The 20,766-nt window shown below is 65.1% G+C and carries 19 protein-coding genes and 1 tRNA gene; 6 read left to right on the top strand and 14 right to left on the bottom strand.

The features are described 5' to 3' along the window. Positions 1-66: 66 nt before the first annotated feature. Both B0B14_RS04895 and B0B14_RS04890 read left to right on the top strand, forming a co-directional pair. Positions 67-2,112, top strand: coding sequence for an HsdM family class I SAM-dependent methyltransferase (locus B0B14_RS04895; RefSeq protein WP_218642061.1), 2,046 nt, complete (start codon positions 67-69; stop codon positions 2,110-2,112). Next, the gene (locus B0B14_RS04890) at positions 2,112-3,200 is read left to right on the top strand and encodes a restriction endonuclease subunit S (protein WP_076680355.1); all 1,089 of its coding nucleotides are present in this window, start codon (positions 2,112-2,114) and stop codon (positions 3,198-3,200) included. Before B0B14_RS04895 ends, B0B14_RS04890 begins: the two co-directional genes overlap by 1 nt. Positions 3,201-3,444: 244 nt before the next feature. On the opposite strand, the gene B0B14_RS16295 is transcribed toward B0B14_RS04890, so the two are convergent. The 11 genes from B0B14_RS16295 to B0B14_RS16895 all read right to left on the bottom strand — a co-directional run bounded on the left by B0B14_RS16295 (position 3,445) and on the right by B0B14_RS16895 (position 12,425). Continuing rightward, positions 3,445-3,804 (bottom strand): hypothetical protein, encoded by a 360-nt coding sequence (locus tag B0B14_RS16295; RefSeq protein WP_143733626.1) that lies wholly within the window; start codon positions 3,802-3,804, stop codon positions 3,445-3,447. Between the two features lie 10 nt (positions 3,805-3,814). After that, complete coding sequence (locus B0B14_RS04885) at positions 3,815-4,390, bottom strand: hypothetical protein (protein ID WP_076680354.1); 576 nt, start codon at positions 4,388-4,390, stop codon at positions 3,815-3,817. Positions 4,391-4,410: 20 nt separating this feature from the next. Then, positions 4,411-4,791 (bottom strand): hypothetical protein, encoded by a 381-nt coding sequence (locus tag B0B14_RS16290; RefSeq protein WP_143733625.1) that lies wholly within the window; start codon positions 4,789-4,791, stop codon positions 4,411-4,413. A gap of 1,129 nt (positions 4,792-5,920) precedes the next feature. Beyond that, complete coding sequence (locus B0B14_RS04875; RefSeq protein WP_076680352.1) at positions 5,921-6,535, bottom strand: hypothetical protein; 615 nt, start codon at positions 6,533-6,535, stop codon at positions 5,921-5,923. A gap of 772 nt (positions 6,536-7,307) precedes the next feature. Next, on the bottom strand, positions 7,308-7,850 hold the full coding sequence (locus tag B0B14_RS16920; RefSeq protein WP_076680351.1) for an RHS repeat-associated core domain-containing protein: 543 nt from the start codon (positions 7,848-7,850) through the stop codon (positions 7,308-7,310). A 449-nt stretch (positions 7,851-8,299) separates the two neighbouring features. Further along, positions 8,300-8,968, bottom strand: coding sequence for a hypothetical protein (locus tag B0B14_RS16285; protein WP_143733624.1), 669 nt, complete (start codon positions 8,966-8,968; stop codon positions 8,300-8,302). A 396-nt stretch (positions 8,969-9,364) separates the two neighbouring features. Continuing rightward, a complete protein-coding gene (locus B0B14_RS16280) occupies positions 9,365-9,910 on the bottom strand; it encodes a hypothetical protein (protein WP_143733623.1) in 546 nt (181 codons plus the stop codon). A gap of 33 nt (positions 9,911-9,943) precedes the next feature. Continuing rightward, positions 9,944-10,672 carry a hypothetical protein gene (locus tag B0B14_RS04855; protein ID WP_143733622.1) on the bottom strand — a complete coding sequence of 243 codons (729 nt, stop codon included), beginning with the start codon at positions 10,670-10,672 and terminating at the stop codon, positions 9,944-9,946. 23 nt (positions 10,673-10,695) lie between these two features. Beyond that, the gene (locus B0B14_RS16275; protein ID WP_143733621.1) at positions 10,696-10,923 is read right to left on the bottom strand and encodes a hypothetical protein; all 228 of its coding nucleotides are present in this window, start codon (positions 10,921-10,923) and stop codon (positions 10,696-10,698) included. A 201-nt stretch (positions 10,924-11,124) separates the two neighbouring features. Continuing rightward, a complete protein-coding gene (locus B0B14_RS04845) occupies positions 11,125-11,574 on the bottom strand; it encodes a hypothetical protein (protein WP_256714259.1) in 450 nt (149 codons plus the stop codon). 80 nt (positions 11,575-11,654) lie between these two features. Next, positions 11,655-12,425: a magnetosome magnetite crystal formation protein family gene (locus tag B0B14_RS16895; protein ID WP_083710336.1), complete on the bottom strand. Its 771-nt coding sequence runs from the start codon at positions 12,423-12,425 to the stop codon at positions 11,655-11,657. A gap of 81 nt (positions 12,426-12,506) precedes the next feature. On the opposite strand from B0B14_RS16895, the gene B0B14_RS04835 reads away from it, so the two are divergent. Both B0B14_RS04835 and B0B14_RS04830 read left to right on the top strand, forming a co-directional pair. Further along, a tRNA-Leu gene (locus B0B14_RS04835) sits at positions 12,507-12,588 on the top strand. A 68-nt stretch (positions 12,589-12,656) separates the two neighbouring features. Further along, the gene (locus B0B14_RS04830; protein ID WP_076681281.1) at positions 12,657-13,433 is read left to right on the top strand and encodes a DedA family protein; all 777 of its coding nucleotides are present in this window, start codon (positions 12,657-12,659) and stop codon (positions 13,431-13,433) included. 28 nt (positions 13,434-13,461) lie between these two features. Here the strand turns inward: B0B14_RS04830 and B0B14_RS04825 are convergent, their stop codons facing one another. Further along, positions 13,462-13,962 carry a MarR family winged helix-turn-helix transcriptional regulator gene (locus tag B0B14_RS04825; protein WP_083710334.1) on the bottom strand — a complete coding sequence of 167 codons (501 nt, stop codon included), beginning with the start codon at positions 13,960-13,962 and terminating at the stop codon, positions 13,462-13,464. Between the two features lie 83 nt (positions 13,963-14,045). Here B0B14_RS04825 and B0B14_RS04820 point away from each other — a divergent pair, with 83 nt between their 5' ends. Then, complete coding sequence (locus B0B14_RS04820; protein ID WP_076680345.1) at positions 14,046-16,172, top strand: MMPL family transporter; 2,127 nt, start codon at positions 14,046-14,048, stop codon at positions 16,170-16,172. 19 nt (positions 16,173-16,191) lie between these two features. Here the strand turns inward: B0B14_RS04820 and B0B14_RS04815 are convergent, their stop codons facing one another. Next, entirely contained in the window at positions 16,192-17,115 is a 924-nt protein-coding gene (locus B0B14_RS04815) for a non-homologous end joining protein Ku (RefSeq protein ID WP_076680344.1), read from the bottom strand. Positions 17,116-17,191: 76 nt separating this feature from the next. Here B0B14_RS04815 and B0B14_RS04810 point away from each other — a divergent pair, with 76 nt between their 5' ends. Further along, a complete protein-coding gene (locus B0B14_RS04810; RefSeq protein WP_083710333.1) occupies positions 17,192-19,843 on the top strand; it encodes an ATP-dependent DNA ligase in 2,652 nt (883 codons plus the stop codon). Here B0B14_RS04810 and B0B14_RS04805 read toward each other — a convergent pair whose 3' ends face one another. Beyond that, positions 19,844-20,755, bottom strand: a complete 912-nt coding sequence (locus B0B14_RS04805) for a cation diffusion facilitator family transporter (RefSeq protein ID WP_076680342.1) — start codon at positions 20,753-20,755, stop codon at positions 19,844-19,846. Positions 20,756-20,766 lie beyond the last annotated feature (11 nt).

Genomic DNA, 20,766 nt, shown 5'->3' with positions numbered 1-20,766 from the left:
AATGTGGCAGGGCGTGAAAAACTCGCAAGGGCCAGTTCGGCCGCCTATAGAAGTGAGCCCGTTTACGTGAGTGAAGACCTCGTAGCCCGACAGTCACGGCCGTTCGGACGTCTCGCGTATCTGTCGCTGGGCTCAACGACGCTGGCCCAGCTTAAGCGCAGCCGCTTCATTCGATCCACCCTGGCACCTGATGAAGAGCAGCGTAAACCCGACGCGATCGTCTTCCTGCCGCTGGGCGGCATCAAGGCCGTCGTCGAGATCAAGCAACCCAAGGATCTCACTGCGCGAACCCTTCCAGCCATCGTAAAGAAGTACGCCCCCATCGCCCGAGCAGTCTGCAAGCTGCTGATCATCACAGACGGCAAGACGAGCTACTGGTACAACGCGATCTCGGAGAAGCCGGTCGTTGATGAAGCGGGCTCGGAACTTCGGCTCCTCTTCGACCCCGCCCTGGTCGATTCAGAGCGGCTCTCGCCGGAGGCCCAGCTAAGGCTCATCGACGTGATCGAGGCATGCGACCAAAGCCTCACCAAGACATCCAACCAACTCGCTCCCCGAAGAGAAATTGACCCCAGCCCTCTGGCCAAGAGCGTATGGCAGAAGATCTGGGTCAACACTGGCAAGGACCCCGGGAAATGCCTGTACAACGTCGTTGAAATCCTCGTCTTCAAGTTCTTGAGCGACGCGGGTGTCCTCACTCCGAATTACTCCTTTCGGCGCATCGTGGAACTGCTGGCAAGAGAGGGCGCTGACGACGCACTAACTCACTATGCGTCAATCAGTCGGAAGCAGATCCGAAAACTGTTCCCTGCCAGCCGCGAGGATGGCACGACCATCATCAACGGCACGATCTTCGTCAATGAGAAGGGCGACGCCAACCTCGCGCAAGCAGCACTCTTCGGCGAGGTCATCCGCGCTTTTCAATCGTTCGACGATGAAAACGGGTCTCTGCGCAACATCGACCGGAACTTCAAGACCCGCCTCTACGAGACCTTCTTGCGACAGCAAGCAGGCATCCGCTCGCTCGGCCAATACTTCACACCTCGCAACGTCGTCCAATCAATCGTCCGCATGTCGAAAGCGGGTTCACTCAAAGACGGGGCGAGCATCTGCGACCCCTTCTGCGGTGTCGGCGGATTCCTACTCGAAGCCATCAACGACAACGCCAACCTCTGGGACCAGTTCCAGCCCGTCGATGGAAAGGTCAGCCCAAAGATCGTCATCCGGGGCTACGACAAAGGATCTGACGAGAAGGACGACGAGCGGACCATCATTCTGGCCAAGGCCAATATGCTCGTTTACCTGTCGAATCTGCTGTCGGAGTTTCACTCGGAGGAACTCCTGAAAGAGTTTGCTGACAACGCATTCAATGACGTGTTCCGGCTCATTCGCTCGAACCTTGGCACGTTCGAGCGAATCGACCCCACCGAACAGTACGACCTCATCCTGACAAACCCGCCCTATGTGACCAGCGGATCGCTGAGCTTGCGGAACAACATCGACGCGCTTGGGCTTGAAAAGCACTACGCGGCAGGCGGACGCGGCACGGAATCCCTGGCGTTGCAGTGGATCATCAATCACCTCAAGCCGGGTGGTGAAGCGTATGTCGTCGTGCCGGACGGCCTGCTGAACCAGCATTCGATGTTGTCGTACATCAAGGCTGAATGCCTCGTGAGGGCAGTCGTGGCACTTCCCAGTCGAACGTTCTACTCGACGCCGAAGAAGACCTACATCCTCGCGATCGAAAAGAAGGGCAGCGTCAAGGTCGACCAGACTGAACCTGTCTACACGTTCATGGTGTCCGAGATCGGCGAATCGCGCGACACTCGTCGAGTCCCCATCGAGCACAACGATCTTGTCGAAATGCAGGAACAGTTCAGCTACTTCAGCACCAACAGGGCGAAGTTCATCGCTACCAACCCGCGCAACAAGATGATCGCCTGGAGCGAGTTCGACGCGCTGAGCAACTGGCTCGTCGAACGGAGATGGTCCGAAGCTGAGAAGGTTGATCTCGGCGTGATCGAGGAATCGATCGAGGTGGATCCGGAAAGCTTCAGATCGCTAGTAGACGAAGCGCAACAGTCCCTCGCTCTTCTGCTAAAGGAACTGTGATGGCCTCATTTCGCACCGTTTTCCTGGGAGACCTGTTCGAGCTGAAGAACGGCAAGACCAAGTTCATTCGGTCCTACGTGGAAAGCAATCCGGGCACGTATCCGGTCTACAGCGCATCTCTTCGTCAAGTCTTCGGATCGATCGATACGTACGACTACGACGGACACCACCTCACCTGGATCATGAATGGATACGGGGGGTGCGTTCAAGAGATCCACGGCCCATTCTCGGCAAATCGCGACCGCGGCGTCCTCGTGCCCCTGGAGGGGATATCGGTCCCTGACCTGACCTATCTCCGGTACGCCGTTGAGCCACAACTTCGTGCCGCGGCAGTCGGGCGACGTGTCGACGGTAGCAATAGCGAGTACACGAAGGTCTACCCAGACGCTGCTGCTCAGGTGTCAATGGAGTTGCCTGAGACCGACTCGGGCGATCTGGACTACACGGCCATGGCCAGAGTTGGCATGAGACTGCGACGCATTGAGGCGGCCAAAGTGCATGTTGCTTCGTCACAGTCCAACCTGATGGCAGCCGAGCTTCGTATCGAGTGTGCAGAGCCGTTCATCGACATCAGCCTCGGGGATGCAAACTACTTCGAGCTCACCATCGGCGAGCGACGGTTGATGAAGGACAACCTCGACCATGGCGTGCCCGTGTACAGCGCCAACGTGCGTCGACCGTTCGGTCTTGCCGAAAGCACGGCGCTCGCCCATCTCGATGAGCAGTCGCTGATCTGGGGAATCGACGGCACTTTCGACTGGAACCTCATGGCTGCCGGCTATGAGTTCGAGGCCACCGACCATTGCGGGCGCGTTCGCATCCTTGATTCGAAGCTCGATCCGACATATCTCCTCCAGGCGCTGCGTTCGACGCGCAGCCGGTACGGGTTCGACCGAGTCTTCCGGGCAAGTATGGGAAACATTGGACGCGTGGTCACGGTGCGCGTTCCAATAGACAACAAAGGGCGTCCGTCCCTCGGACGGCAGCGGAAACTTGCCGAGGAGCACGAGAAACTCGAAGCCGCAAAGCAGGCCAGCTTGGACGCCCTTGAGCGCGTCCTAGCGGCCAAACCCAGGTTCGACGCATAAGTCTTCCGCGTTCCCGGTGCGTGCTCGCGCGCCGCGAGGAAAGCTTGCCACGAACGGTATCGCTGATTCGAATACGTGGAGCGGCGTGCGCGCGAGTTCCGCAACGTCGGGAAGGTCAGCTACGCCGAGTGGCGTTACGCCGTCAACGTCTTCGTCATGCATCTCCGGCTTGGAGGCATCAAAGACGCCAAGGTCACAGATTCCGTGACCTTCGATCTGCTGAATGAGGCGACTACTCTCGCCCCTAGGAGTATCTCTTGCAGGTCATCGGAAGTGAGTAGCCGACGTTGTGCCCACACGCGATCGAAACCACCTGGGTCGACCAGGACACGGTAACGATCGTTTTGCTTGAGTAGATCGTTGATGATCCACTCACCATGAGCTTCACGGGAAAGTAGTCGTAAGGGCTATTCTCCTGCGCTGAGCCGCCTTGACTTGAGTAGTGGCCGCTCCAGGTCCAGGTGTTGTTGGCCAGGCTGCCGTTGTAGAACGTGTACCACGTGGCAGCCGATGCTGGAGTTGTGCCCAGGAGCACCAGGAGCACTGCAAGTGCGGCGGAACCCACGATCCTGGGCGTTCGGGCGCGGGACTCTCTCTTCTTCATGCGCGTAATGTCACAGGCCCGGCTGGAAGCCGCGGATTACGAGTTCCGGCCCATCGTCGGCTTGAATCCGCATCCCATCGCCTGACGCCATGAACTCAGCGAAGTCGGCCTCTACGAGAACTGAGGAGAGTGCGCGATATCCCTTGACGGCCTGAAAGCTGGCGCCGTCCGGAAGGAGGATGGTAGCGAAGGACAATTCGGGATCGGGATTCTCAACCGCGAGCACGAGCCCAGATTCTCGCAACTCATCTGGAGATGCACACGTTCCCGCTGCGTATGCGTGCTTGACGTGAGGAACTACCAGTAGGCACACCTGACCGTCCGTCGACTCTGCCGACCAGTAGGTGGCTTTCGCGCTATCGGCCAGCAGATGGGACGTGTCGAAGTCGATGTGTTCGAACACCTCTCGGTCTACCACGCTGGGGAGTGTGTCATCGGGAGAGCGCGGATCGATGATCTTCGAGTGGACCTCCGAGCTGACGACCCGAGGCTCGGCAGACGCACTCACTCCGGCGGCTACACCGACTGCGACCAGCGCCACCATTCCCAATGCCCCCGCGGCCATGGAGTACTTGCCTCTATCCATTCGAGTCTCCTAAGAACAATTCATCGCCAGTACTTGCAGGTGATCGCCGTCGGGGGCGGGCTCGGAACAAATGGGCTGTTCCACGCGCACTGGCTGACGGTGTAGGTCAAACTGTGTGAGACAGTCACGTTGTCCCACCCATAGAGCGTTGACGTCGGTCCGTTCTTTAGCACCAACTGCTGAAAACTGTTGACGGCGAGCACACGTGCACCGTTCATGTCGCGGTGGCCGCTGTAGTACCACTGCGATACGTTTGCGGCGCCCGTCTTGTAGTTGTATTCAGCGGCTAACGCGGTCAGCGGTGCCGAAATCACAAGCAAAGCCGATGCAAGAACGACGGCGATCACTTTGGCACGGCCGCGCAACCCGCTGGCCTTTTGACCTTTTGAGTTGGATTGCATCACTGCACTCCCTTCTTTCCCGCACAGTAGTGTTGGCCCGACTAGGACGCAAGGCTCTTCGTTCCCTGGGACGATCTAGGCAATGAGGTCGCTAAGCAAGGCCGCCCTGGCACGCGCAGGACAACTTGTCTTGATTGCATGAACGCCCGTGCACCAGAATGACAACATGTTGGCGAGGGTGGTCGCTTTGGGATTTGGTGTAGCGGTTGTCATGATGACGATCGCGGGGTGCAGTCCGAGTGCCGCCAACTACGCAGACCTTGACCGTGAGCCCGCGAGCGGCGACGCCCTCCCCGACGTTTTCGAGGAGACCGCCTCCGAAATCCAAGACGGTTCGTCGCGACTCATCGGAGAGCACGGCGGCGACACTATTTGGATCGCTCGTGGCACCGCGCCCGACCACGTCTGCTTGGCAGTTCTGGATGCTTCAGACGAAGCCGCGGTCGCGTGCGGCTCAGATTCGGGACCATTGCAGTTCGGGTGGTACGTGGTTTTCTCGGACGGTGCTCCAACCCCTACTGGGACGATGTTGCTGAGCGAGAATGTGGCAACTGCAGATCGCTAGGGCTCTCGCGACGACGGCCTAACTCTGGTTATGGTCACAGTTCCCGTGACCATAACCAACGTTACTGTCGGAGCCTCTCGCCACGCATTCTTTCATCATCTGCACGAAGCGCTCCGCGCCCGGCTTCATGCGGTGCCGCGTGGTGATCCTCGGGATGCGCCACGCCTAGAGCGAGATCACCCCACTTCCGCGGTAGAGAAGTCCTCAGGCTGGCGCGCGATCAGTTCTGCCAGTTCGCGGCGCACCGATGCCCAGATTCGACGCAGTCGCATCGACTGGCACTCGCGGCCCCTGCGAGTCAGCGTCACTCCGCCTTCGCTCTGTAAGTCAGTTCAAGAACTCTCAGGTCAAGGAGCCGTTACAACTGGTGGTCTCGGACGACGTCGCGCGCTCGAATCACCTGTAGGTCATAGTCGCGAGCGAGAACAGCAAACAGGAGGGACTCGAGATCCGCGGTTCCGGAGGCGCGGGTGATGATCCCGGCAGCGCTGCGGGTCGATGTTCGTTTCGCGTTCGAGGTGAACACGCTGCCGCAATCAGCGGTTTCCTCTGATGTTTGAACCTTCACCGGTCCAGAAGCCGCCGGCCTCGCAGCGCTAACCTGGCTTCCTTCGCAAAGAACGGATCGTGCTGCAGCGCTCGCACCAACCCGAGGCCAACTTCACCGCCGACGCGGAGGATAGGACGGACGAAGTAGATTCGGGTCTCACCCCTATCCTCGACATCGATGAAACTGATCAAGTCATCAAGGACATTCTCGCTCGCTGCCGCCGCCAACGCGACGGCAGCTCCGTCCATCGCTCCGGCGTCGCGGGTGGAGAGATACACGGCCTTCAGACGTTCCCAGTAGCGTTCTGAGTCGCGCACTGCCAGCGCCCGCCCCAAACTATTCAGAACACGGCTTGGATACGCTCCTCGTTCCAGGTGATCGATGAGCACAGGCAGAGCCGATGGATATGGTTCAGCTGTGTTCACGAGATCCCAGACTGACTCCACGCGGATGCCGGCCTGTCTCAAGTCCACCAGGATCGGCTGTTCCGCCCGCGACAGCTCCGAGGCCACACTGGCGCGCGCGGCTTCATCTTTCTGTCGGGCTCGCTGATAGTCACCGTCCGCCGCCAACTGCGCCAGAAGCTCAGTTGCACTGATCGGGCCAGAGCGACGCCGTTCCTGCGTCATGGGATTACTCGCAAATTCACTTCTCCTCTAAGCACGGCATCTAGCAAAGGGCCGCTCAGCCTTGTTGGGACTATCTCACTTCCGCGATGGCGAAGTCCTTCGTTGTCATGCCGACGCCTTCATTCGGACCCGTCCATCATCGCCGCGAACCACTCGGCGGTCATGGACATGTACTCCTCGTCGCCGGTTGGTTCGAGAACGCAGAGAAGCGCTCTCGCAAGACGACCATCTCCCCGTACCAGCGCCTGATCATGGGCGAGCGATCCAATGAAGTCCCATGTTGCCGATTTCGCGTGAAGGAGATCCTCCTCGCTTCCCTGGCCTGAGGTCCAATAAGCATTCGCGACGCGAAAAGGAGTTGTGATCTGCGAGGGGAGTCGAGCTCGCTGCAAATACGGGAGCAAGGTCATCATCAACGCCCGCCAAGGGTCGGTAGCCGTTGATCGTGCGGTCTCACTCGCGGCTCTGAGGAGTTCAAGGTCGTTCAATGCGCAACTCCAAATCTGTCTGTCAAGTACAGCAGAACAGCTGCTGCAGATGAGCTTAGGGAGACCATGGTCGGGGTTAGAAGCTCCGATCGCCACAGCACGGATCGTCCCGCCGCGGGGGTCCACGCCTGCGTCCAGGGCTTGACTGATTCAGCCCATCTCGGCGCACGCGCCGTGCCAAGGCGCTTGCTGCATGAGTAGCACTGAATCAAGAGCATCAACCACCGCTGGGTTCAAGTCGCGGGGAACGCCGCCTGGTGACACGTCAGCGAAGATGTGGTCCCCTACGCGCAACTCCGCCGCAGCACCTTTGGTTCGGCCCGCAGCCAAGGCGGCATCGGCGGCTGCCTCAGCGAAGTTCGTTCCGACCTTGCCAGGGTCAAGGTTCCATGAGGGGCAGCCTTGCTCATCGCCTGCTGCTCGGCCGAGGAACGATCTAGTGTGCCGCACGGGTTGTCACTCGATCCGTATCCGCTCGCGGCGTATGCCGGTCCATACGAGGACGGTTGATTGGAGGTTGGCTGGCCCGCCGCTGGGGGTGCTGTGGTTGTCTTCGCCGACGGCTTCCACGTTCCGAGCTTGCCGCCGTCGTGCTGTATGGCGGGGATCAGGCCGGTGGGGTCGTAGTGGCTGACGGGCGAGTTGTACGAGTAGGCGTACGCGTTGGCGCGCCGGGGCGCTGAGGTATCAAGGAGCGGGTCAACGCTGATGAACCTGCCAAGGCCCGCGTCATAGGCGCGGGCACCGAGCTGTGTGAGGCCGGTCGCGCTGCGGGGCTCGTCTCCCCCAAGGAACAGGGATGTCCCGTCGCTACCACCCCACAGCATGAGCGGGGTGCCGTCAGCGGTAAAGAGCGACTTCTCAGTAGTCGTGCCGTTCGCGACGGTCGCGATCCTGCCTGCGTCGTCGTAGGTGAGGATCCGCTACTTGCCTCGCGGGTCTGTCCATGAAACAAACGGCCGAAGGTTTGGGCCCAGCATCGCGCGCATTTCTGCACCACGCTCTCCTGGATCTGGGATCATTTCCACGCCACTCACGACCAGCAGCTCCCGCTCAGCCTCATCCCCATCCAGATAGGCGGCGTCCAACCAATCCCACACTTCACGGCACCAAGCCTCCTGTAGCTCGGCTTGATCCGCCATGGCTCGAACGATGTCGGACATAACGAGGTGCGGGAGTATCTCCCCGAAGTTGTCGGCCATATGTTCGTCCAGGAGGGGCAGGAAGACTCGCTGGGAGTGGCACAAAGCCCCGACTAGCGAAACAGTGCTTGCTGTCATTTCCCCAGAACTCCCATGAGCTCGTCGGCCAGACTTCGGGCGACTAGTCGGTCGGGGGCCAGGGCATCCGGATTCTTCAGGAGCCAATTCTCGAGTCCCCTCAGGGACTCCTCCGCCTTCATGGTGTGCATCTTTCCTCCTGTCGGCAATCCTGTCGCAAGCTCGCTTCGAACGGCGTCCATCGTTGTACCGTTCCCGGCTCTTGTCGTGTTGGTGGTGCCTTTGTACAGATTGTTGACGATGTTCTGAAGCTTCGCGCTTTGCACGGCTGGGGTCGCAAGTTTTGAGGACCCCGCTCCGACCTGCACGACGGAGGAACCGGTAACCGTACCTCCCGTCATGCTGGTCGAGCCAAGTTTCGAAAGTGTTTGACTGACGCCACGCGCTGCGATAGCGAGGGCGGGACCGGCCAATATTGCCGATGCACCACCCGCCGCTCCGGCCACTGGGGCCAGGTACAAGTCTTCAGCGGTCTTCGATCCAGGCTGCAGATGTACGGCGACGACGTTCGCGGTCGCACCGACGAAGGCGGCTGCGACAGCTCCCGTTGCCAACCCGACACCTGCGCAGATGCCGGCCGTTGCCACCACACAGATCCCGATACCAACGATCAGTAGTCCGCTCGCCACTGCCACCGAGGCCTGCTTCATCTCGGGGGTCATCACGCCCCGCACATCGGGCGCGGCGCCGTACTTGGTACCTCCGATTGATCCTCCGCCCCCGCTAACCCTGGTTATGGGCACGGGAACCGTGACCATAACCAGGGTTAGCGTCGTCTCCGCAATCCGACCCGAGAGACGAGACTGTCACGTCACCAGTGGCCCCGGAGGCGCCGCGGTCGGATGGGAGCGTGATCTGGCGCGTCGAGGACGTTCGTCTCGGACCCGCCAGCCACCCGCTCCGCCTCGGGGTTGTGTCTACCCGGACTTGGGCCGCAAGGTGCGGCTCGAAGGAGACACGGACCTCGACGGGCGGGTTGACGTGGTGTGACCATTCGACCTGGACCGCTGGGGTACGAGCAACACGTCGGGGATCACCGGTAGCGGACCATACGAACCGGATCACACCCATCCCAGGTCGGAGACGTAGCCGACGACAGTGGAGATGTCGCGGCCTGCGGTGAGCCACTGCAGTGGGGTCCATCCGTCGAACGATTCATTCGGTGCGTTCATGAAGGTCGTGGTCGCGTGGACGTCGTAGTCGTCTGGGAGTGCGCGGAGCACTTCGCTCAGCCCAGGCAGGGTGCACCCTGAGGCGGTGAACTGCCACGGCGGGAAGTAGGCCGCGCCGTGACGGTCGACGCCGCACAACAGTTCGCCATCTCGGACCAGCGCGTGGACCTGCGCCGGACCTACGCCGAGACGGCGGCCAACCTCGTCGAGAGACAAGGCACCACGTTTGGCCAACTCCTCCGCTTCTCGTCGCGCGGCGTTCAGAGCGGTGGCGACTTCGCGAGCTGCCTTGTTCCACACCTCGTTGCTCAAGTCAGCCGGTTGCATGTCAGCGTGAGCGAGCAAGAATGCGCACTCGCTCTCCGTCAGCGGCACGTCACCGCTGAGGGCGGCGGGATCTTCGGAAGACGATTGGGCTCCGCCTGTAGTGGGCATGGTGCGAGGATACGCTTCGATGGCCGTCGACGATCAGGCGCCTGCGTAGTGCTCCCAGGTGTAGGCGATCTCGCTGTAGGTCACGGGGCGTCCGTTGACATCGGCGGCCACCTGGACAGTGTCAACGTCGACATGCTGCGGCAGGAGGTCAGCGATGAGGTCGAGAAGCTGGCCGCGGTCTAGTGGGGCGTCGTGGGGCAGCACGAAAGCGATCCACCCCTGCTCCGCGGACCCGGTCGACTCGATCACAATCTCGATGGAGATGGTGATGCTCGCGTCTTGTCCATCGTCCATCACGAAGGAATCGGTGAGTTCGCGCCCGGGTTGGCTGCGCGCGGCCTCAACCATCTCGCTTCCCCTGGTGCGCAGTGCGTCCATCAGCGACGCGGCAGTGACGGTCTCCAGCGCCGCATAGTCAGCTTCGCTGGGCAGAAACTCGTCACGACTGTCGAGCCACTCGAAGTGCTTGTACGCATCCCGGCGCTCGCCCACGGCGTGCGTGTCGCTGTAGGCGAGAAGCCAGCAGACGTCGACGTCCTCGTCGTAGATCGTCGCGCCGCGCCCTTGACCTGCGTGGAGGGACTTCACATGACCGTACGGGTTGACCCCAAGAACGTTCTCACCCTCGCCGGGTGCACCAGACCGCTTCCCCACGAACACGCGGATAGCCTCGTGCTTGACGGCGAGGTGTTGCGCGTCTCGAGCCGCATCATCAGCATCGAGATTGAGGTCGTCACGAACACAGCGTTCAGTGACGCGCAATCTAGTCAATGAGTGGAGGACGTCTAGCTGGCGAGGGCGCGAAGACGCGTAGCTCGTTCAGCGGCGCGATGCGAAATCGCCTCACGCTGGGCACGCTCACGGTCGGCCGACGACGCGTTGCGGCGCGCCCTCAACTCACCGCGCAGTTCCTCCACCGACATTTCCTTGACCTCAACAACGGCGGCGCAGACGCGGGACGTCGTCCCGGCAGCAGACATGCGCAGCGTCACCGGGGCCAAAGTGGTAGGCATGCGCTCACACTAGCAGTTTCGGCTGTGAGCGAGAAGTGAACAGCAACAGGTGTCGCGGAACGCTGCCCGAGCCGTGCGTACCTCAGCCCATCCGCATCAGCAACCGCAGCCCCTCCTCCATAAGCACACCTACCGATAACGGTGTGCCCAACGACCGCCACCCACGAACTAGCTGTCGCTGAACACCGTCAGTTACACCCATCAGCCACATACACATAAATCGGGCAGCGACGCATCGACGAACGGCTGGCTCAAGTCCACGCGGCGCCCGGTGGCGTGCAGCATCCGCTCGACCAGGTCGCGGACCTGCGTGTCGGTGAGAGCCAGCGGCACCCGCTCGGAGACCCCGGCGCGGGCGATGAAGACACGGTCGGGCGCGTTGATCCACAGCTCCTCGACCGTCGGATCGTCGAGGTGGGCCTGGAGCGGGCCGTAGCCGCCGACGGCGGCGAGCACCTCGCGCACGCACGATGACTCGTCGTCGACGGGGTGGAGCCCGCGCGCCAGGGCGAAGTCGTTGTGGCGGCGCACCTCCGCCCGGACGATCCGCGCGGCGAGCTCGGGATCGCGCGACGGGTCGGTGCGCTCGGCGCGGAGACGCTCGCGTACGCGCTCCGCGACGACGGCGGCGGGAGTGGCTGCGGCGATCACCGCATGATCCTCGCAAGCGCGCCGAGGCGCACCGCGAAGTTATCCACACCCCCGCCGCCCGCCGCTCGGCGGAGGCGGGCTCAGGCGCGGATGAAGGGGATCGCGAACGGGACGTTCAGGATCGCGCCGCGGCCGGCGCGCACGAGGCCCCGGATGATCAGCACGAGGTGCGTGATGCAGGCGGCGATCCAGATGATCGCCATGAGTCCCGCGATCCACGCGCCGTCGTTTCCGAGACCCGCCCCCGCGATGAGCCCGATGAGGAAGCAGACGACGGTCAGGAGAGCCACCGTCAGTCCCCAGTTGGCGGCGTTGCGCGCATTGCCCTCGGCGATCGGGCCTTTGCGGCTCTGCGAGCCGTAGACGCACGCCATCACGATGCCGGCGATGATGATCCCGATGTACGGGATCGGGATGTAGGCGAGGAAGCCCAGCCCCCAGGCCAGCGCATCCGCGGGCGGCTTCACGGGATAGCCGTACGGAGCACCGTACTGAGCTGGAGCACCGTACTGCGGAGCACCGTACTGCGGCGGGGCTGCGTAGGCCGGCGGCACGGGGTACTGCGGCTGCGCACCCGCGGCGTACCCGGATGCCGGCGGACCGGCGTATCCGGGCGGAGGCCCGGCGTAACCCGGCGGAGGCCCGGCGTACCCTGCCGGCGGGCCGGCGTACCCGGGCGGAGGCCCGGCATACCCCGGCGGAGGCCCGTAGCCGGCTGCCGGCGGGGCAAGGTCGCCCGCCACGGGCGTGGGGGAAAGCGGCGCTGGTGCGGCCTCCGGTGCGGGATGAGCGACATCGGCGGGCGGCGCGTCCGGGCGGTCGGCGGGGGCGGTCTCGTCAGGGGTGCTCATGCGCCCCAGCCTGACACACGGCATTCTGGGGGCCAGCCCCCTCAGCCGACGTCCAGGCGGGTCAGTAGAATTATCGAGCCCGCGGGAGTGGTGAAATCGGCAGACACGCAGGATTTAGGTTCCTGTGCCTTCGGGCGTGTGGGTTCAAGTCCCACCTTCCGCACGCGCACGAGCCGATCATCGACACCGCGCGCCATCCGACCGCCGACCGACACGACCGACGGGACATCCGTGCACCACGCAGCTCTCATCCCCTGGCTGGACCCGACCGCGATCATCGAGTGGGCAGGCCCCTGGGCGCTCCTCGTGGTGTGCTTCATCGTCTTCGCCGAGACCGGTCTGCTGGTCGGCTTCCTGCTGCCCGGCGACACCCTGCTGATCATCGCGGGTCTGCTGACGCACACCAACGACATCTTCGGCGTCAACATCTGGGTGGTGTGCTCGCTCATCGCGCTGGCGGCGTTCGTCGGCGGTGAGGTCGGCTACTTCATCGGCCACAAGGGGGGGCCCGCGGTGTTCGAGAAGAAGGACTCCGGCATCTTCAGCCGGCACAACGTCGAGCGCACGAACGCCTTCTTCGAGCGCTTCGGCGGGCTGACGATCATCCTCGCGCGCTTCGTGCCGATCGTGCGCACGTTCGCGCCCGTCGCCGCCGGCGTCGGACATATGCCGTGGCGGCGATACACGCTGTACAACTTCATCGGCGCGATGCTCTGGGGCTTCGGCCTCACGATGGTGGGCTACCTTATCGCCTACATCCCGTGGGTGCGCGACCTCGTGACGGAGTACATCGACGTCATCCTCCTCATCGCCGTGGGCGGCACCGCCCTCGTCACGCTGTGGCACTACCTCAGCGAACGCCGCAAGGTGAAGAAGGCGGCCGCGGCAGGCGAAGACATCGTCACGGATGCCGAGGAGGCCCAGGAGCTCGTCCTCGATCCCGAGGTCTTCGAGCGCGGACCCGAGCTCGGCCACGACGACGCACCGCGCGGGAACGCCACGCCCTAGGCGCGGATTCCGCGCCGCATCCGGATCGTCAGGGACCGTCCGGACCCTCGGCCTGCTCGATGTGCTGCCGCAGCCGCGCGACGACCTGATCGAGGTAGCGGGCGATCGTCTCCTGCTCTTCGGGCGAGAACGTATCGAGCTCGGCATCGATACCCATGATCATCGGCATGAGCCGGCTCAGCGCACGCGCGCGTGAGGCGGCCTGAGGAACGACGAGAACTCCCCGTCGATCGGTCGGGTGCGGTTCCCGGGTGACATGCCCGAGGGCGACGAGCCGATCGATCACCGTCGTGGTCGCTCCGGTCGAGATGCCGACCCTCCGGGCGAGTTCGGTGGGCCCGAGAGGACCGCCCATGAGCAGGTGCTCCATCGCCTGGAGGTCGGTCGGATTGACGTCGAGCTCGGCCCCGATCGAGCGTTCGAACTGCTCGCTGAGGTCGATGAACTCGCGCAGCAGTGCGGTGGGCGCACGCGTGGGGGCGAAGGAGTCCGCTTCGGCACCCGACGAGCCTACCCCGGTGGTTTGCATGACACCCACGATACCGCTAATGTCTCTCGAAGATCGTATAGTTCGACGATCGAACTACATTCCTCGACAGGTGGGATCATCACATGGGCGGCCTTACCCGGTTCATCACGTCGGCCAAGACGTCGTGGATCATGCTCGTTCTGGCGGCGCTGGCCGCCGTCGCCCTGTTCAGCATCGCGGGGGGCGAGGAGTCCGAGACCGCCCCCTCGGTCGGGCTTCCCGACAGCGCCGAGTCGGTGCAGGTCGATGAGCTGCTCGAGGAGTTCCCGGGCGAGGAAGGCACGTCAGCCCTCCTCGTCTTCGCCGCCGAGGACGGCGAGCTCAACGCCGAGACCCTCGCCGCCATCGACGCGAAGGTGTTCGGCGACCTGACCTCCTTCGCCCGCGAGGACTTCGTTCCGCCGGCACAGGTATCCGAAGACGGCACGGTCGCCCTCGTCGTCGTGCCGCTGGAGACCGAGTCCGACGTCGAGGCGCAGGCCGAGCGGGCGCAGGAGATCCGCGACGTCGCCTCGGCCGACCTCGACGGCGTCCGCGTGTACCTCACCGGCGCCGAGGGCTTCGAAGTCGACATCGCCGCCGTCTTCGCGGGAGCCGACTTCACCCTTCTGCTCACCACCGTCATCGTGGTCGCCGTACTGCTGCTCATCACCTACCGGAGCCCGTGGCTGTGGCTCGTCCCGCTCGTCGTGATCGGCCTCGCCGACGCGCTCGCCGGCATCGTGGCGCGTCAGGTCGCCGCGGCGGTGGGCGTGCAGCTCGACGCATCCGTCACCGGCATCCTGTCGGTGCTCGTCTTCGGCGCCGGAACCAACTACGCCCTGCTGCTCATCGCCCGCTACCGCGACGAGCTGCGACTGCACGAGAGCCGTCGCACCGCGATGCAGCGCGCCCTCCGCGGCGCGGGCCCCGCCATCATCGCGAGCGGATCGACCGTCGCGCTGGCCCTCCTGACCCTCCTCCTCGCCGAGCTCGGCGGCAACCGCGCGCTCGGCCTCGCCTGCGCCGTCGGGATCGTGGTGGCGATGATCTTCGCCCTGTTCGTCCTGCCGGCCGCCCTCGTGCTCTTCGGCAGGGGCCTGTTCTGGCCGTACATCCCCCGGTTCGGCTCCGCCGACGCGATCTCGCGCAGCGTCTGGGGCAAGCTCGGCCGCGGAGTCGCGAAGCGGCCCATCGTGGTGGCGACGGTCGGATTCGTCGTCCTGGGTGCGATGGCCAGCGGTCTTCTCTTCCTCCAGACCGGCCTGTCGCAGAACGATCGCTTCATCCAGAAGCCCGAGGCCGTGCAGGGTCAGGAGGTTCTCGCCGAGGCCTTCTCCGCCGGCACCACCTCCCCCGCCGTCGTCGTCGTCCCCCTCGACGACGCGGAGGATGCCGCCCTCGCCCTGGCTGACCTCGAGGGCGTCGACTCGGCCGTCGTCGGCGACACGACCGACGACTTCGCACAGATCTCGGTCACCCTCAACGCGAACGCCGAGTCGCAGGAGGCCTTCGCCACAGTCGAGCGCATGCGTGCCGCCCTCGATGACGTGGGCTCGGGCGAGGGACTCGTCGGCGGACTCGATGCCACGGCCCTCGACGTGAAGAACGCCCAGGCCCGCGACCAGTCGCTGCTGATCCCGCTGATCCTCGTGCTCGTCTTCCTCGTCCTCGTGATCCTGCTGCGGGCGCTCGTGGCGCCGCTCCTGCTGCTCCTCGCGGTGGTGGCGAGCTTCTTCTCCGCCGTCGGTCTCAGCTGGTGGATCTTCCAGTCGCCGCTGTTCGGCTTCCCGGCGATCGACACGAACGTCCTGCTGTTCAGCTTCCTGTTCCTCGTGGCCCTCGGCGTGGACTACAGCATCTTCCTCGTGACCCGCGCGAAGGAGGAGGCGGAGCACCTCGGCATCACGCAGGGCATGATCCGCGCTCTCGCGGCGACCGGCGCGGTGATCACGAGCGCCGGCATTCTCCTGGCAGCGGTGTTCGCCGTCCTGGGCGTCCTCCCGCTCATCACGCTCACCCAGATCGGGATCATCGTGTGCGTCGGCGTCCTCATCGACACCCTCCTCGTGCGCACGGTCATCGTGCCCGCGCTCGCGTTCATCACCCGCGATGCCTTCTGGTGGCCGCGCAAGCCCACGCTGACGGATGCCGAAGCCGCGACCCAGGGCGCGGACGCGCTCGCGCCCGCGACGACGGCGGCGGCGGCGACCGCGACGGCGGCCTCCTGAGGTCAGGCGGCTCCGAAGATCAGGACGCCTTCTTGGCGGCCTTCTTCGGCGCCGCCTTCTTCTTGGCGGGCGCGGCGGCGGACGCTTCCTTCGCAGCGCTCTTCTTCGCCGGAGCCTTCGTGGCGGGCGCGTCGGCATTCGCAGCCTGACCCCGGGCCGCACGGGATCGCTCGACGCTGGCCCGCAGGGCCTCCATCAGATCGATGACCTCGCCGCCGGATTCCGCCTCGTCCTGCTCGCCGAACGTCTCCGACGTGTCGAGCGCGTCGCCCTTCTCGAGCTTCGCCTCGATGAGCGTGCGCAGCTCGACCTGGTATTCGTCGGTGAACTCCGACGCGTCGAAGTCGCTGGAGAAGCTCTCGACGAGAGATGCCGACAGCTCGAGCTCCTTCGCCGAGATCCGCACGCTCTCATCCAGCGCGGGGAACGCCGCCTCGCGCACTTCGTCGGCCCACAGGAGGGTCTGCAGCACCAGGACGTCGCCGCGCACCCGCAGCGCGGCGAGGCGTGTCTTCTGCCGCAGCGAGAAGCGCACGATGGCCGTGCGCTCGGTCTGCTCGAGGGTCTTGCGCAGCAGCACGTACGCCTTGGGCGATGCCGAATCCGGCTCGAGGTAGTAGGCCTTGTCGAGGGTCAGGAGGTCGATCTGCTCGCTCGGCACGAACTCCACCACATCGATCTCGCGGCTCTTCTCCGAGGGCAGCGAGCCGAGGTCGTCGGCCGTCAGCACGACGGTCTGCTCGCCGTCGTCGTAGGCCTTGTCGATGTCGGCGTACGCGACGACCTCGCCGCACACTTCGCACTTTCGCTGGTACCGGATACGTCCGCCGTCGGCGTTGTGCACCTGGTGGAGCGACACGTCGTGATCCTCCGTCGCGGAGTACACCTTGACCGGCACGTTGACGAGTCCGAACGTCAACGCGCCCTTCCAGATCGCTCTCATCCCACCAGTGAACACCTGTCACACCGGTCACGGCTAGCCTCACCTCCCGCGGCGTGTCACGCGGCAGGATAGGCACATGCCGAGGGGGACGTCGCCAGGAGCTGCCGAGCAGCACGTGCGCATCGACGGTCGACGGCTGCGCGTCACCAACCTCGAGAAGGTGCTCTACCCCGAGACGGGAACGACCAAGGGCGAGGTGATCGACTACTACACCCGCATCGCCCCTCTCCTCATCCCGCATGTCGTCGGACGCCCGGTGACCCGCAAGCGCTGGGTCGAGGGCGTCGGCACCGAAGCGCAACCCGAGCCCGTGTTCTTCGCGAAGGATCTCGAGCGCGGCGCGCCGTCGTGGGTGAGGCGGATGCCGATCGAGCACTCCGGCGGTGCGAAGGACTATCCGCTGGTCGGCGATGTCCCCACGCTCGTCTACCTCGCCCAGGTCGCCAGTCTCGAGCTCCACGTGCCGCAGTGGCGGTTCGCCCCCGACGGGTCGCGCGGACCCGCTGATCGCCTCGTGCTCGACCTCGACCCGGGTCCCGGAAGCGGTCTGGCCGAGTGCGCGGTCGTCGCCGGCTGGGCCCGATCGATCCTCACCGGGATGGGGCTCCAGCCGTATCCGGTGACCAGCGGAAGCAAGGGCATCCATCTGTACGCGGCGCTTCCGCCCGGGCAGACGACCGAGGCGGCGTCTGCTCTCGCGCACGAGCTCGCGCGGGCGATCGAGGCGGATCATCCCGATCTCGTCGTCAGCAGCATGAAGAAGTCGGACCGTCCGGGCAAGGTGCTCATCGACTGGAGCCAGAACAACGGTGCCAAGACGACGATCGCGCCGTATTCGCTGCGCGGTCGCGCGCAGCCCACGGTCGCTGCGCCCCGGCTCTGGGAGGAGCTCGACGATCCGGGCATCCGGCACCTGTCGTTCGAAGAGGTGCTCGATCGGATGTCGAGCCTGGGCGATCCGATGGCGGCCCTGGGCTACCACGCGGGGGGACGCGAGGCCGAGACCGGACCCCTGTCGACGTACATCGCGAAGCGCACCGCGGGCCTCACTCCCGAGCCCGTTCCCCGCAACCCGCTCGGGGCGACGCCGCATGGCGAACGGCCGCGCTTCGTGATCCAGGAGCACCACGCCTCGCGCCTCCACTGGGACTTCCGCCTCGAGCGCGACGGCGTGCTCGTGAGCTGGGCGGTTCCGCGGGGCGTCCCCGACACGCACACACGCAACAGCCTCGCGATCATGACGGAGGACCACCCGCTCGACTACGGCACGTTCGAGGGCACGATCCCGGAGGGGCAGTACGGCGCCGGGTCCGTCACGATCTGGGACGACGGCCGCTACGACCTCGAGAAGTGGCGCGACGACGAGATCATCGCGACGCTCGAGGGCCGGCCGGGCGGGCCGCTCGGACGCGTGCGGCTCGCCCTCATCCGCACGGAGGGCGCCGGCGAGAAGTCGAGCTGGCTGCTGCACCGCATGAAGACGGATGCCGGCGGCGAGCCGCAGCCGTCGGGGACGCCGGTGCGCCCGAGCCGGCAGGGCGAAGAGGTCGAGCCGCCGGCGATGCCGGGCGAACGGCAGCGCGCGCACGATGCGGAGCCCCCGGCCAGGACGGAGTCCGCGCGCGCGGAAGAAGTGACAACCGGTTTTCGCCATGTGAGTTCGCGTTCACACGCCCTCGACGATTCACCCGCACGGCGTGTGAGCGAGAAGTTCATCAGCGATGACGGGACATCGCCGTCCGAAGCCCTCCCGCGCCCGGAGCCGATGCTCGCGACGTCGTCCACACCCGGGCTCGCGCGCGACGCCGCATCCCGCTGGGATCCCGATGGGGAGCCGTGGGTGGAGATCAAGTGGGACGGCATCCGTGCGATCGGCGTGTGGGACGGGCGGCGCCTGCGCCTCTACGCCCGCAGCGGCAACGAGATGACCCACCGCTACCCCGAGCTGACGGGGCTCGACATCGGCCTCGGCGAGGATCCGATGATCGTCGACGGCGAGATCGTCGCGCTCGAGGCCGACGGGCGGCCGAGCTTCCCGCTCCTGCAGAACCGGATGAACCTCGAGCGTGCCGGCGACATCGCCCGGGAGGCTCGCCGCATCCCCGTGCGGTACTACCTGTTCGACGTGCTGTCTGCGCACGGACGCGATCTCATGACGCTGCCGCTGCGGGAGCGGCGGTCGGTCCTCGACGAGCTGTCGCCGTCGACGGCGTCGGCCGTCACGGTGCCGCCCGTCTTCGACGACATCGATGCGGCCCTCGCCGCCAGCGACGAGCTGCGGCTCGAGGGCGTCGTCGTGAAGGACCCCCGATCGCCCTATCGCGGCGGCGCGCGCTCCGAGGCGTGGCTGAAGGTGAAGATCACGCGCACGCAGGAGGTCGTGATCGCCGGCATCCGGCCGGGCAAGGGCGACCGGAGCACGACGTTCGGCTCTCTGCTGCTCGGCATCCCCGGGGCGGACGGTCTGCAGTACGCCGGCCGGGTCGGCACCGGGTTCAGCGACGCGACGCTCGCGAAGCTGCTCCGGATGCTCGAGCCGCTCCGCACCGATGAGACCCCCCTGATCGGCGTCCCCGCCGCCGATGCCCGGGATGCGCTGTGGGTGCGCCCCGAACTCGTCGGTGAGGTCGAGTTCGGCGAGTTCACGCCGGGCGGCATCCTCCGACACTCCCGCTGGCGTGGTCTCCGGCCCGACAAGTCCCCCGACGAGGTCGTGCGCGAATCCTGATCAGGTGTGCGCGTCGTGCTCGACGTGGCCCGCCGGCTCCAGCTGGAAGGTCGAATGCTCGACGTCGAAGTGGTCGGCCAGGCATCCCTGCAGGCTCTGCAGGACCTCGCCCGCCCGCCCCGCAGCGAACACCTCCGCGTCGACGACGACGTGCGCCGTGAACACCGGCGCTCCGCGCGTCAGCTGCCAGACGTGGATGTCGTGCACGTCGGCGACGCCGGGAGCGCCGAGGATGTGCTCGCGGATCGTGCGCACCTCGACGCCGTCGGGCGTGGCTTCGCTCAGCACCGACATCACTTCGCGCAGCAGACCGATCGCACGCGGGACGATCATCGCGGCGATCACGAGCGACGCGATCGCATCGGCCGGCGCCCACCCGGTGGTGAGGATGATGACGGCCGCCACGATGACGGCGGCGGATCCGAGCAGGTCGCCGAGGACCTCGAGGTACGCACCGCGCACATTGATGCTCGTGCGCTGCGCGGCGCTCAGCAGCCACAGCGCGACGGCATTGGCGAGGAGGCCGACGATCGCCACGACGAGCATGAGGCCGCCGGCGATCTCGGTGTCGGCATCCGACAGCAGTCGGCGCACGGCTTCGACGGCGATCCACACCGACAGTCCGATGAGGATGACGCTGTTCAGCAGCGCGCCGAACACCTCCGCGCGGCGATAGCCGAACGTGCGCCGGTCGTTCGCGGGACGCGCGGCGACGATGCTCGCGATGAGGGCGATGACGAGCGCCGCGGCATCCGTGAACATGTGCGCCGCATCGGCCAGGAGCGCGAGCGACCCGGAGAGGATCGCCCCGACGACCTGCACGAGCATGACCGTCGTCGTGATCGCGAGCGACACCGCGAGGAGGCGGCGATTGCTGGCTCCTCGGATGCCGGTCGGGGCGTGATCGTGCATGTCCTCAGGCT

It is taken from the genome of Microbacterium sp. RU33B, from assembly GCF_900155915.1.
GTDB lineage: Bacteria > Actinomycetota > Actinomycetes > Actinomycetales > Microbacteriaceae > Microbacterium.
Note: the sequence above shows the minus strand (reverse complement) of the source record. Positions and strands in the feature narration are given on the sequence as shown.

Coding starts and splice junctions, on each gene's coding strand:
- B0B14_RS04890 (WP_076680355.1), top strand. CDS start 2,112: ATGGCCTCATTTCGCACCGTTTTCCTGGGAGACCTGTTCGAGCTGAAG.
- B0B14_RS16295 (WP_143733626.1), bottom strand. CDS start 3,804: ATGAAGAAGAGAGAGTCCCGCGCCCGAACGCCCAGGATCGTGGGTTCC.
- B0B14_RS04885 (WP_076680354.1), bottom strand. CDS start 4,390: ATGGATAGAGGCAAGTACTCCATGGCCGCGGGGGCATTGGGAATGGTG.
- B0B14_RS16290 (WP_143733625.1), bottom strand. CDS start 4,791: ATGCAATCCAACTCAAAAGGTCAAAAGGCCAGCGGGTTGCGCGGCCGT.
- B0B14_RS04875 (WP_076680352.1), bottom strand. CDS start 6,535: ATGACGCAGGAACGGCGTCGCTCTGGCCCGATCAGTGCAACTGAGCTT.
- B0B14_RS16920 (WP_076680351.1), bottom strand. CDS start 7,850: ATGCTGTGGGGTGGTAGCGACGGGACATCCCTGTTCCTTGGGGGAGAC.
- B0B14_RS16280 (WP_143733623.1), bottom strand. CDS start 9,910: ATGCCCACTACAGGCGGAGCCCAATCGTCTTCCGAAGATCCCGCCGCC.
- B0B14_RS16275 (WP_143733621.1), bottom strand. CDS start 10,923: ATGCCTACCACTTTGGCCCCGGTGACGCTGCGCATGTCTGCTGCCGGG.
- B0B14_RS16895 (WP_083710336.1), bottom strand. CDS start 12,425: ATGAGCACCCCTGACGAGACCGCCCCCGCCGACCGCCCGGACGCGCCG.
- B0B14_RS04825 (WP_083710334.1), bottom strand. CDS start 13,962: ATGCAAACCACCGGGGTAGGCTCGTCGGGTGCCGAAGCGGACTCCTTC.
- B0B14_RS04820 (WP_076680345.1), top strand. CDS start 14,046: ATGGGCGGCCTTACCCGGTTCATCACGTCGGCCAAGACGTCGTGGATC.
- B0B14_RS04815 (WP_076680344.1), bottom strand. CDS start 17,115: ATGAGAGCGATCTGGAAGGGCGCGTTGACGTTCGGACTCGTCAACGTG.
- B0B14_RS04810 (WP_083710333.1), top strand. CDS start 17,192: ATGCCGAGGGGGACGTCGCCAGGAGCTGCCGAGCAGCACGTGCGCATC.
- B0B14_RS04805 (WP_076680342.1), bottom strand. CDS start 20,755: ATGCACGATCACGCCCCGACCGGCATCCGAGGAGCCAGCAATCGCCGC.